15 protein-coding genes are annotated in these 13,753 nt (G+C 71.8%); 10 read left to right on the plus strand and 5 right to left on the minus strand.

Features of this window, described 5'->3' with window-relative positions:
- Positions 1-326: 326 nt before the first annotated feature.
- Together ACZ4XD_RS20535 and ACZ4XD_RS20540 are read right to left on the minus strand one after the other, a co-directional pair.
- Entirely contained in the window at positions 327-1,085 is a 759-nt protein-coding gene (locus ACZ4XD_RS20535; protein ID WP_468043985.1) for an SDR family oxidoreductase, read from the minus strand.
- 77 nt (positions 1,086-1,162) lie between these two features.
- Entirely contained in the window at positions 1,163-1,498 is a 336-nt protein-coding gene (locus ACZ4XD_RS20540; RefSeq protein ID WP_042155662.1) for a YnfA family protein, read from the minus strand.
- A gap of 110 nt (positions 1,499-1,608) precedes the next feature.
- Here ACZ4XD_RS20540 and ACZ4XD_RS20545 point away from each other — a divergent pair, with 110 nt between their 5' ends.
- Positions 1,609-2,349: an AAA family ATPase gene (locus ACZ4XD_RS20545; RefSeq protein WP_468043988.1), complete on the plus strand. Its 741-nt coding sequence runs from the start codon at positions 1,609-1,611 to the stop codon at positions 2,347-2,349.
- Here ACZ4XD_RS20545 and ACZ4XD_RS20550 read toward each other — a convergent pair.
- Complete coding sequence (locus tag ACZ4XD_RS20550; protein ID WP_468043990.1) at positions 2,306-3,916, minus strand: FAD-dependent monooxygenase; 1,611 nt, start codon at positions 3,914-3,916, stop codon at positions 2,306-2,308. The two genes, ACZ4XD_RS20545 and ACZ4XD_RS20550, sit on opposite strands and share 44 nt — an antisense overlap.
- A 108-nt stretch (positions 3,917-4,024) precedes the next feature.
- On the opposite strand from ACZ4XD_RS20550, the gene ACZ4XD_RS20555 reads away from it, so the two are divergent.
- Positions 4,025-4,711 carry a TetR/AcrR family transcriptional regulator gene (locus tag ACZ4XD_RS20555; protein ID WP_468043992.1) on the plus strand — a complete coding sequence of 229 codons (687 nt, stop codon included), beginning with the start codon at positions 4,025-4,027 and terminating at the stop codon, positions 4,709-4,711.
- A gap of 178 nt (positions 4,712-4,889) precedes the next feature.
- Here the strand turns inward: ACZ4XD_RS20555 and ACZ4XD_RS20560 are convergent, their stop codons facing one another.
- A complete protein-coding gene (locus ACZ4XD_RS20560; protein ID WP_468043994.1) occupies positions 4,890-5,693 on the minus strand; it encodes a DUF6597 domain-containing transcriptional factor in 804 nt (267 codons plus the stop codon).
- Between the two features lie 92 nt (positions 5,694-5,785).
- Here ACZ4XD_RS20560 and ACZ4XD_RS20565 point away from each other — a divergent pair, with 92 nt between their 5' ends.
- The 3 genes from ACZ4XD_RS20565 (at position 5,786) to ACZ4XD_RS20575 (ending at position 7,929) form a co-directional block, all read left to right on the plus strand.
- The gene (locus ACZ4XD_RS20565; protein WP_468043996.1) at positions 5,786-6,508 is read left to right on the plus strand and encodes a TIGR03086 family metal-binding protein; all 723 of its coding nucleotides are present in this window, start codon (positions 5,786-5,788) and stop codon (positions 6,506-6,508) included.
- A gap of 111 nt (positions 6,509-6,619) precedes the next feature.
- Entirely contained in the window at positions 6,620-7,135 is a 516-nt protein-coding gene (locus tag ACZ4XD_RS20570) for a cupin domain-containing protein (protein WP_468043998.1), read from the plus strand.
- Positions 7,132-7,929 carry an SDR family NAD(P)-dependent oxidoreductase gene (locus tag ACZ4XD_RS20575; protein WP_468044000.1) on the plus strand — a complete coding sequence of 266 codons (798 nt, stop codon included), beginning with the start codon at positions 7,132-7,134 and terminating at the stop codon, positions 7,927-7,929. Before ACZ4XD_RS20570 ends, ACZ4XD_RS20575 begins: the two co-directional genes overlap by 4 nt.
- Positions 7,930-7,962: 33 nt before the next feature.
- On the opposite strand, the gene ACZ4XD_RS20580 is transcribed toward ACZ4XD_RS20575, so the two are convergent.
- Positions 7,963-8,559, minus strand: a complete 597-nt coding sequence (locus ACZ4XD_RS20580) for a hypothetical protein (RefSeq protein WP_078885841.1) — start codon at positions 8,557-8,559, stop codon at positions 7,963-7,965.
- Positions 8,560-8,884: 325 nt separating this feature from the next.
- Here ACZ4XD_RS20580 and hemL point away from each other — a divergent pair, with 325 nt between their 5' ends.
- The 5 genes from hemL (at position 8,885) to ACZ4XD_RS20605 (ending at position 13,750) form a co-directional block, all read left to right on the plus strand.
- Positions 8,885-10,192 carry a glutamate-1-semialdehyde 2,1-aminomutase gene (hemL, locus tag ACZ4XD_RS20585; protein WP_468044002.1) on the plus strand — a complete coding sequence of 436 codons (1,308 nt, stop codon included), beginning with the start codon at positions 8,885-8,887 and terminating at the stop codon, positions 10,190-10,192.
- A 53-nt stretch (positions 10,193-10,245) separates the two neighbouring features.
- Entirely contained in the window at positions 10,246-10,926 is a 681-nt protein-coding gene (locus ACZ4XD_RS20590; RefSeq protein ID WP_468044004.1) for a histidine phosphatase family protein, read from the plus strand.
- A gap of 145 nt (positions 10,927-11,071) precedes the next feature.
- On the plus strand, positions 11,072-12,292 hold the full coding sequence (locus tag ACZ4XD_RS20595; RefSeq protein WP_468044006.1) for a polysaccharide deacetylase family protein: 1,221 nt from the start codon (positions 11,072-11,074) through the stop codon (positions 12,290-12,292).
- A gap of 77 nt (positions 12,293-12,369) precedes the next feature.
- The gene (locus tag ACZ4XD_RS20600; RefSeq protein ID WP_468044008.1) at positions 12,370-12,984 is read left to right on the plus strand and encodes a TlpA family protein disulfide reductase; all 615 of its coding nucleotides are present in this window, start codon (positions 12,370-12,372) and stop codon (positions 12,982-12,984) included.
- Positions 12,985-12,988: 4 nt separating this feature from the next.
- Positions 12,989-13,750, plus strand: coding sequence for a cytochrome c biogenesis CcdA family protein (locus ACZ4XD_RS20605; protein WP_468044010.1), 762 nt, complete (start codon positions 12,989-12,991; stop codon positions 13,748-13,750).
- Positions 13,751-13,753 lie beyond the last annotated feature (3 nt).

A 13,753-nucleotide genomic window follows, 5' to 3' on the forward strand; every position in this document is an offset into this window, starting at 1 on the left:
GTGGCCGGGCGGGTGCCGGTGCACGTGGTGGTGGGGCGGGCGCTGCCGTCCGTGGTGGTGGGGCGCGCGCCGGTGGCCGTAGTGGTGGGGTGGGGCTGGTGTCCGTAGTGGTGGGGCGGTCCCCGTCGGTGGTGGCTCGGGCGGGGCTCCATGCCCGGTGGCGGTCAATGGGCCACTGCCGTGAGCGGTACGCCCCAGGACACGGGGCCCGGACACCCGGCGAGGGGTGTCCCCAGGCCCCGCATTTCGGCTTTCGGGTTTCGGTTTCGGGTTCGGGTTCGGGTTCGGGGTGATCGTACGGCGGGCGGCCGTGCCCGCCGGGTGGCTCAACCGGTGCGGTGGACCTTGGAGTTGGAGGCCTGGGCGCGGGGGCGGACCACCAGGAGGTCGACGTTGACATGGGAGGGGCGGGTGATCGCCCAGGTGATGGTGTCGGCGACATCCTCCGCGCTGAGCGGCTGGTCGACGCCCGCGTAGACCTTGGCGGCCTTGTCGGTGTCGCCACGGAAGCGGGTGGTGGCGAACTCATCGGTCTTGACCATGCCCGGGGCCACCTCGATGACGCGGACGGGCTCGCCGCACAGCTCCAGCCGGAGGGTCTCGGCGATGACATGCGCACCGTGCTTGGCGGCGACATAACCGCCACCGCCCTCGTACGTGCCATGGCCCGCGGTGGAGGAGAGCACGACGACGGTGCCGTCGCCGGAGCCGGTGAGCGCGGGCAGCAGCGCCTGGGTCATATGGAGCACGCCCAGCACATTGACCTCGTACATGGTCCGCCAGTCGGCGGGGTCACCGGTGGCGACCGGCTCCGCGCCGAGGGCACCGCCGGCGTTGTTGACCAGTACGTCGACGGACGGGTAGCGGTCCAGGGTGGCCGCGAAGGCGTCGACGGCGGCGCGGTCGGTGACATCGAGGGCGTAGGCCTCGGCGTTCGGCAGCTCGGCGGCGAGCGCTTCGATGCGGTCCTTGCGGCGGGCGGTGAGCACCACGTGGTAGCCGGCCGCGGCCAGCGCTCGCGCGGTGGCGGCGCCGATGCCGCTGCTCGCTCCGGTGACGACGGCGGTACGGGCCTCGGCGGTCATGCACTCTCCTCGGGCGATGGGGCCCCTGCTCCTCATGAGCCGGGGGAGACGGTCCGCGGCCAGGATATGCAGGCCGGTCAACGGCCCCTGGGGGCGTACATGATCACTGCCATGCCGGCCAGACAGACCAGCGCGCCGATCACGTCCCAGCGGTCGGGGCGATAGCTGTCGGCGACCATGCCCCAGGCCAGCGATCCGGCGACGAAGACACCGCCGTACGCGGCGAGGATCCGGCCGAATTCGGCGTCCGGCTGGAGCGTGGCGACAAAGCCGTACACCCCGAGCGCGAGCACTCCGGCGCCGATCCAGGCCCAGCCCCTGTGCTCCCGGACGCCCTGCCAGACCAGCCAGGCGCCACCGATCTCGAAGAGGGCGGCGACGACGAAGAGGACAGCGGAGCGGGCGATGAGCATGGGGGAAGCGTACGGAGCGGATGCGTACGGAGGGGAAGCGTGCGGAGGGGAGCCCGGCTGCGGTGGCGGGGCGCGGGGGATTGTCAGTGGGGTGTGGCAGCTTCGGAGGCATGCTGATCGAACGGGCTTACGTGGACGTGCCGGAGGGGACGGGGGCGGTGGAGGACGGCTGGCCCTGGACGGTGCCGTGTGTGCGCCAACTGGCTGAGGAGGGCCTGGCCTTCGGAGCCCCGGTGACCTTTCTGGTAGGGGAGAACGGTTCGGGTAAGTCGACCCTGGCCGAGGCGCTGGCGGAGGGCTTCGGGCTGGATTCCTATGGGGGTTCGGCCGGATACAAGTACGCCAGCTCGCGGGAGGCGTCGCTGCTCGGCGGGCTGATGCGGTTCGACCCGACGCGTGAGGGGCGGAGGATGGTGCGCGGGCCGCGGGTCCGCCGGCGGGGGTTCTTCCTCCGGGCCGAGACCGCGATGGAGGCGCTGAACCGGGAGCGGGATGCGCTGAAGCTGTCGCGGTCCCCGGACGACATGAGTCATGGGGAGGGCTTTCTGATGGCCTTCCGGGAACGGTTCGCGCAGCGCGGCCTCTATGTGATGGACGAGCCCGAGGCGGCCCTGTCCTTCTCCTCCTGTCTTGAACTGGTGGGGCTGATGGACGAGTTGGGGAGGGACGGTGCGCAGATCATCTGCGCCACCCACTCCCCACTGCTGACGGCGCTGCCCGGCGCCGAGATCGTCGAGGTCGGTGAGCACGGGATGCGACGCGTGGAGTGGGCGGAGCTGGGGCTGGTCGACCACTGGCGGCGCTATCTCAGCGACCCGCGGGCGTATCTGCGGCATGTGCTGGAGGGGTGAGGGCGGTGGCTATGGAGGCGCCGTCCTCGGTGCCGGTCCAGTGGGCGACGGCGCCCCGTAGCGCCGCGGTGCGGGCGGCGGGGGCGGTGGCGTCGGTGGCCCAGGCGATATAGCCGTCCGGGCGTACGAGCAGGGCCGTGCGGCGCTCGCTCCGCCAAGAGGCGGTCACTACGCGGTCATCGGCGGGCCGGGGGGAGTCCCCGCCGCTCGCCGGGGCCTGGGGGACGCCGGGCTCGTCGGCGGGGGTGATGAGGACGAACCGGCCCTGGCGGAGGAGCTCATAGAGGCGGCTGCCGCCCGCCAGCCGGAAATCGGGGGCGCGGTGGCCTGCGAGGGGGTGGGCGCCGGGCCCGGCCGGATAGGCGATACCGAGGCCGGAGATGGTGCGTACCGCCCGGCGGGCCAGCGGCCGCACATGGTTGACGAGCTGGGCGGCGAGGGCGCGGACGGCATGCCCGGGGGCGGTGGGCAGCAGGGCGAGCCGGATGAGGGTGCCGCTGCTGCGCAGCGCCTGCTTGCCCACCGGGTGGCGCTCGGTCTGATAGCTGTCCAGCAGTCCGTCGGGGGCCCGGCCCCGCAGCACAGCGGCCAGCTTCCAGCTGAGGTTGGCGGCGTCCTGGAGGCCGGTGTTCATGCCCAGGGCGCCGGCGGGAGAGTGCACATGCGCGGCGTCGCCGGCGAGGAAGACACGGCCGACGCGGTAGGAGGGGACCTGGCGCTCGTCGCTGTGGAAGCGGGAGATCCAGCGGGCGTCATGCATGCCGTAATCACTGCCGAGGGCGAGCCGGGTCAGCTCGCGGACCTCGTCGAGATCGGCGGGCGCGTCGTCGGCGGCCTGGCGGCGGCGGTTCCAGCCGATGACGCGGTACCACCCGCCGCCGAACGAGGCGATCAGTGCGAACGCGTCGCCGGTGGCATTGAAGGTGAGGGGTGAGCCGGGCTCCTGGGCCAGCCGAACATCGGCGAGCACCAGCGAGCGGATCACTGACTTGCCGGGGAAGGGCAGGCCGACGGCCTCCCGGATGGTGCTGCGGACGCCGTCGGTGCCGACCACATACGCGGCGCGCACGGAGCCGGGGCCCTCGGCGGTCCGGAAGCGCACCGTCACACCCTCGGCGTCCTGGTCGAGGCCGAGCACCTCGGAGTCATGGCGGAAGGTGACACCGGCCCGGCGGGCCCGCCGCTCCAGGACCCGCTCGACCTCGAACTGGGGCGTGACCAGCACGAAGGGGAAACGGGAGCGGAGCTGGGTCGGGTCGATGGTGGCCCGGCCGAAGAGGCGGAGGCCGGTCAGCGGATGGCCGCCGGCGAACAGCTCATCGGCGAGGCCGCGGGCGTCGAGCTGCTCCAGGGAACGGGCGTGCACGACGAGGGCGCGGGTGAGGTTGCTGATCTCGGCGGGGCGGCGCTCCAGGAGCGTGACCCCCAGCCCCGCCTCGGCGAGGTCTCCGGCGAGCAGCAGGCCGGTCGGCCCGGCGCCCACGACGATGACGTCCGTGTCGTGCGCCCCGCGGGGGTCGGCCCCCGCGCCGTCGCTCCGGTCGGTCCTGCGGTTCATGGCGTGCATGGCTTCCGCCTCCCGTGGCTCTGCCAACGCATGTTGGTCAACGCTTGTTGGCAAGCGTAGGACTCCCGGGCCTGGCGTGTCAACAGGTGTTGGCCTACTGTTGTTGGCATGGCTGAACACGCCCCCTCCATGGACGCCGTACCGGGTGCCGCCCCCACCACGGCGCCTGTCGCGCTGCCCGACGCTCCCGCGGACGCCGCCGCCGACGGCCTCGCGTCGGACGAAGCGGCCGACGCCGCCCGCCCCCGCCGCTCCGACGCCACCCGGGCCGCGATCCTCGCCGCCGCCAGGGACCGCTTCGCCTCGGACGGCTACGAGCGCGCCACCATCCGAGCCATCGCCAGGGACGCGGCGATCGACCCGTCGATGGTGATGCGCTACTACGGCAACAAGGCCGGCCTCTTCGCGGCCGCCTCCGAGATCGAGGTGCACGCCCCGGACCTCACCCCCTACCCGCGCGACGAGGCCGGCGCCCGGCTCGTGCGCCATTTCGTGGAGCGCTGGGAGTGTGACGAGACGCTGACGGCGATGATGCGGGTCGGCGTCACCAACGAGGCGGGCGCGGAGCGGATGCGAGGCGTGTTCGCCGAGCAGATCAAGCCGGTCCTGGCTGCGGTCTGCCCGGTGCCCGAGGAGGCGCCGACCCGCGCCGCGCTGATCGCCTCCCAGATACTCGGCATGGCGCTGTGCCGCTATGTGCTGCACATTCCGCCGGCCGTGGACCTCAGCCGCGACGAGCTCATCGCCTGGCTGGCCCCCACCGTCCAGCGCTATCTGACGGCCGACCACCCCTGAGCACCGCCCCTACCTCCTACCCCCACCCCCCACCCCCCCGCCCCCTCCCCCGAAGGGGGAGGAGGGGGAGGGGGAGGGGGCGGGGAAGCGCCCGCGCCCGAACGAGCAAGATGGCCCGGAGAGCCCCACCACCCGGGGCCCGGAGCCCCCCCCCCGCCGCCCGGCCACCACCCCCCACTCACCCCACATACGCGGTAGGCGGCACCCCCACCGTGGCCGTGACATCGCGGACCAGATGCGCCTGGTCGCTGTAGCCCAGCTCGGCGGCGAGCGCGGCCCAGTCCACCGCCGTCCCGGAGGCGGCGCGCTCCAGGGCCTCGTGCACCCGGTAGCGCAGCAGCACCCACTTGGGGCTGACCCCGACATACCCGGCGAACAGCCGCTGAAGGGCCCGTACGGACAGGCCCTCGGCCTGCGCGAAGTCGGCGACCCGGCGGATCGTGCGGTCCGTGCGGATCCGGTCGGCCAGCCCCATGGCGAGTTCGGCCTGGGCGAGAACCCGCGGCCCGGCCCGCAGCAGCGGGGTCAGAAAGGCGTCGAGCGCGGCGACCCGGGCGTCCTCGTCGGCCGGCTCCAGTACGGCGGCCGCGGCATCGGTGGGCTCGAAGGCGGCGGCCAGCGGCAGCCGGCGGTCCGTCCAGTCCGTGGCCGGCCGCTCCGGGGTGAACGGCCGGAACCCGCCGGGCCGGAACTGCACCCCGCACACCCGCCCGCGCCCCGCCAGCTTCTGCGCGAACAGCTCCAGCCCGACGCCCGCGACCTCGCCGAACCCGGGGCGGTCGGCGTACCGCTGGAAGACCACGTTCACGCACGGATGCGGGACGACGTGCGTGGCGTACGGCTCGGACAGGTCCCAGTCGATCAGCCAGTAGTGCTCGACATACGGGCGCAGCGGGGCGGCGGGGGTGCGGCGGCGGAAGCGCACCCGCGTGAAGAGCCCGGGGGCGTCCACGATGCCCCGGGTGTCGCGCCGTGGAGCCATGCCTCGGATCCTAGGACGGACTGCGGCGATCGTGAGCCGGCCTGTCGCGTTTTTTCAATCCCCCGTCGGCGGTGGCCCGTAGCGTCCTCGGTATGAGCGACACACGCGACATTCCGGATCAAACACACCACGGCGCGGCGGCACACACGTCCCGACCGGCCGACGCACCCCACCCGGCCAATGCATCCCACCCGGCCGACGCACCCCACCCGCCCCACGCGACCGGCCAGGACGGCCCGCCCCCGCCCATCAGCGCCCTCCTCGACGCCGCGGCCGGGGCGGCGCTCCCGGTACTCCGCGCGGTACGCGACGACCAGCTGGGGTGGCCCACACCCTGCTCCGAGTACGACGTGCGCGCGCTGCTCAACCACCTCTTCCAGGTGGTCGTCGCCTTTCAGACACTGGCCGCCAAGAAGGACGTGGACTTCAGCCACACCCCTGACCGGCTCGGTGAGTACGGGGCGCAGTGGCCCGACCGGTTCGCGGACGAGACGGTGCGGCTGGTCGAGGCGTGGGCGGCGCCGGGCGCGGAGGACGGGCTGACCGGCGGGATGCAACTGCCCGCCCGGACCGTCGGCGCCATGGTGCTGCTGGATCTGACCGTGCACGCCTGGGACCTGGCACGGGCGATCGGCCGGCCGTACGCGCCGGCCGCTGGCTGTGTGACCGAGCTGCGGGCGCTGGCCGCCCGGATGGCCCCGACGGCCCGCACGATGAACGTCTTCGCCGCCCCGGTCCCCGTACCTCCCGGGGCCTGTGACCTGGACGTGCTGCTGGCGGAGACGGGCCGCGACCCGCACTGGACGGCCGACTGACGGGGCGGCAGCCGGGGGCGCCGGACATGGCCCGATTGCGCCTGCGCACCGCGGACTTCGTGCCTAGGGTGGAGCGACCGGCAGTCGCGGAGAGGCGGAGGCAGCCCGCAGATGGATGAGCACCGCACCTCCCGCGACCCCCTGCCCCAGGCGCTGATCGACTTCTACGGGCTGATGCCGCTGCCCCGTGAGGGCGGGCGCTACCGGCGCACGTGGGCGGGCCCCGAGCGCGCCGACGGACGCCCTGAGGGGACCGCGATGGTGATGCTGCTGACCGCCGAGCCGGGCGACTTCTCCGCCCTGCACCGGCTGCCGTCCGACGAGATCTGGCACTTCTACCGGGGCGACCCGCTCACCCTGTTCCTCCTCCAGGAGGACCGCGGCGGGGGCACGGCCCGTACGGTCACCCTCGGGCCGGACGTCCTGGGCGGGCAGCACGTCCAGTTCACGGTGCCCGCCGGTACGTGGATGGCCGCCGAGGTCGCCGACGGCGGCTCCTGGTCGCTCTTCGGCTGCACGATGGCGCCCGGTTTCACCTTCGAGGACTACGAGCACGGGGACGCCGCCGCACTGGCCGCGCGCTTCCCCGGCGAGGCGGCGCGGATCACCGCGCTGAGCCGGCCATGACCGCCAACCCGCCCGAGGCCGCCCGCCATCCGGCCCTCCCTGACCTCCGAGGCCAGGTCGCCCTCGTGACCGGCGCCGCCGGCGTCCTCGGCCGCGGGATCGCACGGCGGTTCGCCGCCGCCGGAGCCGCCGTCGTGGCGCACTACCGTACGGGCGCCGACGCTGCGCAGGAGCTGGTCGCGGAGATCGAGGCGGACGGCGGGAGCGCGCTGGCGCTGCGCGCCGATCTGGCCGTCGAGGAGGAGTGCCACCGACTGGTGACGGAGGCGGCCGGCTGGCGCGGCCGGCTCACCGCGCTGGTGAACAACGCGGGGGTGCAGCCGACCCAGGAGCTGGCGGCGATGTCGCTCGCCGACTGGCGGGCGGTGACCGACCCGAATGTGCACAGCGTCTTCGCCTGCACCCAGGCCGCGGCGGCCGTGATGCGGGCGGCCGGCGGCGGCTCGGTGACCCATATCGCCTCGATCGAGGCGGACCGCCCGGCGCCGCGGCACGCCCACTACTGCGCGTCGAAGGCGGCGGTGGTGATGCACGCCCGCGCCGCGGCGCTCGAATACGGGCCGGACGGCATCCGCGTCAACAGCGTCTCGCCGGGCCTGATCGGCCGGCCCGGCCTGGCCGAGGACTGGCCGGAGGGGGTGCGCCGCTGGCAAGCGGCGGCCCCCGCCGGGCGGTTGGGTACCCCGCAGGACGTGGGTGACGCCTGTGTCTTCCTCGCCTCGCCGATGGCGTCCTGGATCACCGGTCACGACCTGGTCGTGGACGGCGGTGTCTCGGCCCGCCCGACGTGGTGACCGCCGGGGCCCGGCGCCGCCCGCGCTGAACCGTTACGGCCAGACCAGGCAGTACGCCTGGTGCCCCGCCTCGTGCAGCCGGTGGCTGAAGTCCTGCCACTCGTGCAGGAGCTGGTAGACGGTGAAGGCGTCCCGCGGGCCGCCCCGGTCGGGGACGGTGGACCAGATGAAGGCGGCCGCGCCGACCGACTCCTCACCGACCCCGCGCAGCGGGTCGACCACGGTCATCGGCAGCTTGACGACGGCGTAGTCGGGGTGCAGGACGACGAGTTCGAGCGGCGGAACCTTATGGAGCGGTATGCCCTCTATACCGGTGAGGACCATGGCGGCCATCGTCTCCGGCTTGATCTTGCTGAACATGCCGCCCATGCCGAGCTCGTCACCGCCGAGCTCCTCGGGACGCATGGAGACCGGGACCCGGGCCGCGGTGGCACCGTTGGGCGCACCGAAGTACCTGTACGTCACCCCCATGCGGCCGCCTCTGATTTCCCCGCCCGTGGTCCTGTCGCCGGTGGTCTCCTCGCGCGTGGTCCTGTCGCCCGTGGATTCCTCGCGCCGGTGACGGCCGCGCTGGGCGCGGTCGGGACCCCGGTCATTGGTTCCCTCGCCCACTTCGCCACCGCGATGCATATCTCCACCCGACCACTCGCAGCCCCAGCCGCGCAACCCGATCATCGTCTCAGAGACCTCCCCCGTCACCGGCGTGTGAAACGCCCGGCCGCACGCCCCCGTGCGCCTCTGAGACCATTGCTTGCGTGACTTACTCGTACGTCTCCACAGTTTCGCAGACGAGTGGGGGCTGACGCCCGGTCGAAAGCGAGAGGAATCAAAAAAGGATCGAGAGTGAACCGAGCGGCGCCTGAAGGCGTACCGCGAGGGGATTCCCGCACCGTTGTCAGCCGGGCCGGGCCCACGAGCCACCGCCCTCCCTCCGTTTATGCAGGTCAGGATCGCCGTGTCTTTTCCGTATGAAGCCCCTGTTTCGCAGTCGCTGTTCGACCGCGCGTCCGCCGTGACGCCGGGCGGCGTCAACTCTCCGGTGCGGGCTTTCCGCGCTGTGGGCGGTACGCCCCGTTTCATGGTGTCCGGTGCCGGTCCGTACCTCACCGACGCCGACGGCCGTGAGTATGTCGACCTCGTGTGCTCGTGGGGGCCGATGATTCTCGGCCACTCCCACCCCGAGGTGATCGCCGCCGTCCAGGAGGCCGTCGCCCGCGGTACGTCCTTCGGTACGCCCGGCGCGGGCGAGGTCGAGCTGGCCGAGGAGATCGTGGCCCGGGTCGAGCCGGTCGAGCAGGTACGGCTGGTCTCCAGCGGCACCGAAGCGACGATGTCGGCGATCCGGCTGGCCCGCGGGTTCACCGGCCGGCCCAAGGTGATCAAGTTCGCCGGCTGCTACCACGGCCATGTGGACGCGCTGCTGGCCGCGGCCGGGTCGGGCGTGGCGACCTTCGGGCTGCCCGACACGCCGGGGGTCACGGGCGCGCAGGCCGGCGACACGATCGTGCTGCCGTACAACGACCTGGAGGCGGTGCGGGCCGCGTTCGCCGCGCACCCGGGAGAGATCGCCTGTGTGATCACGGAGGCGTCGCCGGGCAACATGGGCGTGGTGCCGCCGCTGCCGGGCTTCAACCAGGGCCTGAAGGATCTGTGCGCCGCCGACGGGGCGCTCTACATCTCCGACGAGGTGATGACCGGCTTCCGCGTCAGCAAGGCCGGTTGGTACGGGATCGATGGTGTCCGTCCGGATCTGATGACCTTCGGGAAGGTCATGGGCGGCGGCTTCCCGGCGGCGGCCTTCGGCGGCCGTGCGGACGTCATGGCGCATCTCGCCCCGGCCGGCCCGGTCTACCAGGCGGGCACCCTGTCCGGGAACCCGGTCGCCACCGCCGCCGGTGTCGCGCAGCTGCGGCTGCTGGACGACGCCGCGTACGAGAAGGTCGACGCGGTCTCGGCGGAGGTGCGGGGCCTGGTCACCGCGGCGCTGGCGAAGGAGGGCGTGGCGCACCGGGTCCAGGCCGCGGGGAACATGTTCACGGTCTTCTTCACGGACGCCGAGGTGACCGACTACGAGGGGGCCAAGGCGCAGGAGGCGTTCCGCTTCACCGCCTTCTTCCACTCGATGCTGGAGCAGGGCGTCTACCTCCCGCCGTCCGCCTTCGAGTCGTGGTTCGTCTCGACCGCGCACGACACCGCGGCCGTCGAGCGGATCGCCGCCGCACTGCCGGCCGCCGCGCGCGCCGCGGCCGGGGCGACGGCCTGACGGCTCCGGCGTACGGGCCGGCACCGCTTGAGACCACTGAATGAATGGGTGACATGAGCAGCGAAGAGATCACCGTCGTGCATCTGATGCGGCACGGTGAGGTGCACAACCCCGATGGCGTGCTCTATGGGCGCCGCCCCGGCTATCACCTCTCCGACCTGGGGCGGAAGATGGCCGACCGGGTGGCGGAGCATCTCGCGGAGTGGGACATCACACATGTCGTCGCCTCGCCGCTGGAGCGTGCGCAGGAGACCGCGGCGCCGATCGCCGGTGCGCGGGGGCTGGATCTGGCCACCGACGAGCGGCTGATCGAGGCCGCCAATGTCTTCGAGGGGAAGACCTTCGGGGTCGGCGACGGTGCGCTGAAGAAGCCGGGGAACTGGCGGTACCTGACGAACCCGTTCCGGCCGTCCTGGGGTGAGCCGTACATCGAGCAGGTCGTACGGATGATGGCGGCGCTGGGCGCGGCGCGCGACGCCGCGCGGGGCCACGAGGCGGTGGCGGTCAGCCATCAGCTGCCGATCTGGATCGTGCGCAGCTTCGCGGAGCGGCGGCGGCTGTGGCACGACCCGCGGAAGCGGCAGTGCACGCTGGCCTCGCTGACGTCCTTCACCTTCCACGGCGACAAGATCGTTTCGGTGGGGTACAGCGAACCGGCGCGCGACCTGGTTCCCTCCCATCTTCTGGCGGGCGCCAAACCCGTCAAGGGAAAGTCCAAGGCTTTCGGAGCCTGACGGCGCATCACATGGCGCAACGTCAAAAGGCCGCGAAATGAAATATCTGAGCGACTGACCCGGAATCCCCGCCGCTCAACATGCCCTCCACTCAGTTGTCCGTTTATATGGATATTGAGTTCGGCGAGCACGAGGGGACGAGGGTATGCGCGCGATCAGTCGGCGAAACCTGCTGAGTATGGGAGTCGGTGCGGCGGCGGCTCCGGTCGTCGCCGGCTGCTCCTCGCCGGACCCGGACGCGGGGGCCAACAAGCAGCGCGTAACGAACGTCCAGGCCCGCCCCAAGCTCATCGGTGACGGTTCGACAGCGCATTCCGGAGCCCAGCCCCATCAGCCGAAATCCCCCGAACGGCTGGAGCCCGGTCAGACCCCGCCGCAGTTCGTGGTCTTCTCCTGGGACGGTGCCGGAGAGGTCGGAAACGGCCTCTTCCCCCGCTTTCTCAAACTCGCCCGGGACCACGGCGCGGCCATGACCTTCTTCCTCTCCGGGGTCTACCTCCTCCCCGAATCCCAAAAACACCTCTACGAGCCGCCGAAAAACCCGCAGGGCGCCTCCGACATCGGCTTCCTCAGCGACGACCACATCAAGGAGACCCTCAAGTACGTGCGGGAGGCCTGGCTGGACGGGCACGAGATCGGTACCCACTTCAACGGGCACTTCTGCTCCGGCAGGGGCGCCGTCAGGCACTGGAGCCCGCAGGAATGGCAGTCCGAGATCGATCAGGTGATGGACTTCGTCACCAAGTGGCGCACCCATACCGGCTTCACCGATCTGGAGCCGCTGCCCTTCGACTACCGGCAGGAATTGGTCGGGAGCCGTACGCCCTGCCTCCTCGGGCAGAAAAACCTGCTGCCCACCGCCCGGGAACTCGGCTGGCGCTATGACGCCAGTTCACCCGGAGGAGTGCAGATGTGGCCCAAGAAGAAAATGGGGCTCTGGAACTTCCCGCTCCAGCAGATCCCCTTCCCGGGTCACTCATTCGAGGTCCTCTCGATGGACTACAACATGCTCGCCAATCAGTCGAGGAATTCCACGAAGGCCCCGCCGGTCAACTACCCGGGCTGGCGGCAGCAGGCCACCGACGCCTATATCTCCGGGTTCCGCCGGGCGTACGAGACCAACCGTGCGCCCTTCTTCGTCGGAAATCACTTCGAGCAGTGGAACGGCGGCATCTATATGGACGCCGTCGAGGAAGCGCTCAAGCACATCGCCAATGAGCAGAACCGGGATGTCCATCTGGTGTCGTTCCGGCAGTTCACCGACTGGATCGACGCCCAGGACCCGGAGGTGCTGCGCAGGCTCCAGCGGATCCCCGTCGGACAGCGGCCCGCCGGTGGCTGGAAGTCGTACCTGACAGCGGCCTGACAAGCCCCTTCGCGAGGGGACGCGGTCGGCGAGGGGGGCGTGGAAGATCCGGAATGGGCCCATGCGAAACTTTTCACATGAGTGCCTGCCGCGCCCCACGCCGCCTCACGAGCCGCCGCCGCGCCGCCCTGCTCGCCGCGGGGACGGCGGCCGCCGCGCTGACGCTGAGCGCCTGCGGCGACGGCGCCTCCGGCGGCTCCGCCCAGACCCGCTTCGTCCAGGGCAAGAACGGCGTCGACACGGTCAAGAAGGACCAGCGGCAGCCGGCGCCCGAGCTCTCCGGTGAGTCCACCACCGGCAAGAAGCTGGACGTCGCCGACTACAAGGGCAAGGTCGTCATCCTCAACGTCTGGGGATCATGGTGCGGCCCCTGCATCGCCGAGGCGCCGAACTTCGCCAAGGTCGCGAACGAGACCAAGGACAAGGGCGTCCAGTTCCTCGGGATCAACACCCGCGACTCCGAGAAGTCGCAGGCCACCAGCTTCGAGGAAGAGCACAAGGTGCCCTACCCGAGCCTGTTCGACCCGACCGGCCGGCTGATGCTGCGCTTCCCCAAGGGCAGCCTCAACCCGCAGTCCATCCCCTCCACGATCGCCATCGACCGGCACGGCAAGATCGCCGCGCGCTCGATCGGCCCGCTCGCGGAGGACGATCTGCGCAAAATGGTCGAACCGCTGATCGCCGAGAAGTGATCACGTGACCCTGCTCGCCGCCGCCGCGCAGAACCAGACCGTCCTCAACGGCACCCTGCTCGCCGCCGCCCCCATCGCGCTGCTCGCCGGACTCGTCTCGTTCTTCTCGCCCTGCGTCCTGCCGCTGGTCCCGGGCTATATGTCGTACGTCACCGGCGTCACCGGCACCGACCTCGGCGAGGCCAGACGCGGCCGGATGCTGGCCGGCGCCGGCCTCTTCGTCGCCGGCTTCACCGCGGTCTTCGTCTCCGGCGGCGCGCTCTTCGGCTTCGTCGGCCGGGACCTCCAGGAGTACAAGGACGTCATCTCGCGCGTCCTCGGCGTGCTGATGATCCTGCTCGGGCTGGCCTTCGCCGGCGTCCTGAAGAACTTCGGGCAGCGCGAATTCCGCTTCCACAAGAAGCCCGCCATGGGCCTGGCCGGCGCGCCGGTGCTCGGGGTGCTCTTCGGCGTCGGCTGGACGCCCTGCCTGAGCCCCACCTTCGCCGCCGTCAGCACGCTCACGTTCTACGATGCCAGCGCCGGCCGCGGCGCCCTGCTCACCGTGGCGTACTGCCTGGGCCTGGGCCTGCCGTTCATCGCGGTCGCGCTGGCCTTCCGCCGGGTGCTCGGCGCCTTCGGCTGGGTCAAGCGGCACTACGTGTGGGTCATGCGGCTCGGCGGCGGCATGATGATCGCGCTCGGCATCCTCCTCGTCACCGGCGTCTGGGACAGTCTGATGTCCGAGGTGCAGGCATGGACGCAAAGCTCCACCGTTGGGATCTGATTG

The sequence above is a fragment of the Streptomyces sp. NPDC029466 genome (assembly GCF_055574515.1).

Bases quoted from the DNA above. Each gene is read 5' to 3' on its own strand.
- ACZ4XD_RS20535 (WP_468043985.1), bottom strand. From the start codon at position 1,085: ATGACCGCCGAGGCCCGTACCGCCGTCGTCACCGGAGCGAGCAGCGGC.
- ACZ4XD_RS20540 (WP_042155662.1), bottom strand. From the start codon at position 1,498: ATGCTCATCGCCCGCTCCGCTGTCCTCTTCGTCGTCGCCGCCCTCTTC.
- ACZ4XD_RS20545 (WP_468043988.1), top strand. From the start codon at position 1,609: ATGCTGATCGAACGGGCTTACGTGGACGTGCCGGAGGGGACGGGGGCG.
- ACZ4XD_RS20550 (WP_468043990.1), bottom strand. From the start codon at position 3,916: ATGCACGCCATGAACCGCAGGACCGACCGGAGCGACGGCGCGGGGGCC.
- ACZ4XD_RS20555 (WP_468043992.1), top strand. From the start codon at position 4,025: ATGGCTGAACACGCCCCCTCCATGGACGCCGTACCGGGTGCCGCCCCC.
- ACZ4XD_RS20560 (WP_468043994.1), bottom strand. From the start codon at position 5,693: ATGGCTCCACGGCGCGACACCCGGGGCATCGTGGACGCCCCCGGGCTC.
- ACZ4XD_RS20565 (WP_468043996.1), top strand. From the start codon at position 5,786: ATGAGCGACACACGCGACATTCCGGATCAAACACACCACGGCGCGGCG.
- ACZ4XD_RS20570 (WP_468043998.1), top strand. From the start codon at position 6,620: ATGGATGAGCACCGCACCTCCCGCGACCCCCTGCCCCAGGCGCTGATC.
- ACZ4XD_RS20575 (WP_468044000.1), top strand. From the start codon at position 7,132: ATGACCGCCAACCCGCCCGAGGCCGCCCGCCATCCGGCCCTCCCTGAC.
- ACZ4XD_RS20580 (WP_078885841.1), bottom strand. From the start codon at position 8,559: ATGCATCGCGGTGGCGAAGTGGGCGAGGGAACCAATGACCGGGGTCCC.
- ACZ4XD_RS20590 (WP_468044004.1), top strand. From the start codon at position 10,246: ATGAGCAGCGAAGAGATCACCGTCGTGCATCTGATGCGGCACGGTGAG.
- ACZ4XD_RS20595 (WP_468044006.1), top strand. From the start codon at position 11,072: ATGCGCGCGATCAGTCGGCGAAACCTGCTGAGTATGGGAGTCGGTGCG.
- ACZ4XD_RS20600 (WP_468044008.1), top strand. From the start codon at position 12,370: ATGAGTGCCTGCCGCGCCCCACGCCGCCTCACGAGCCGCCGCCGCGCC.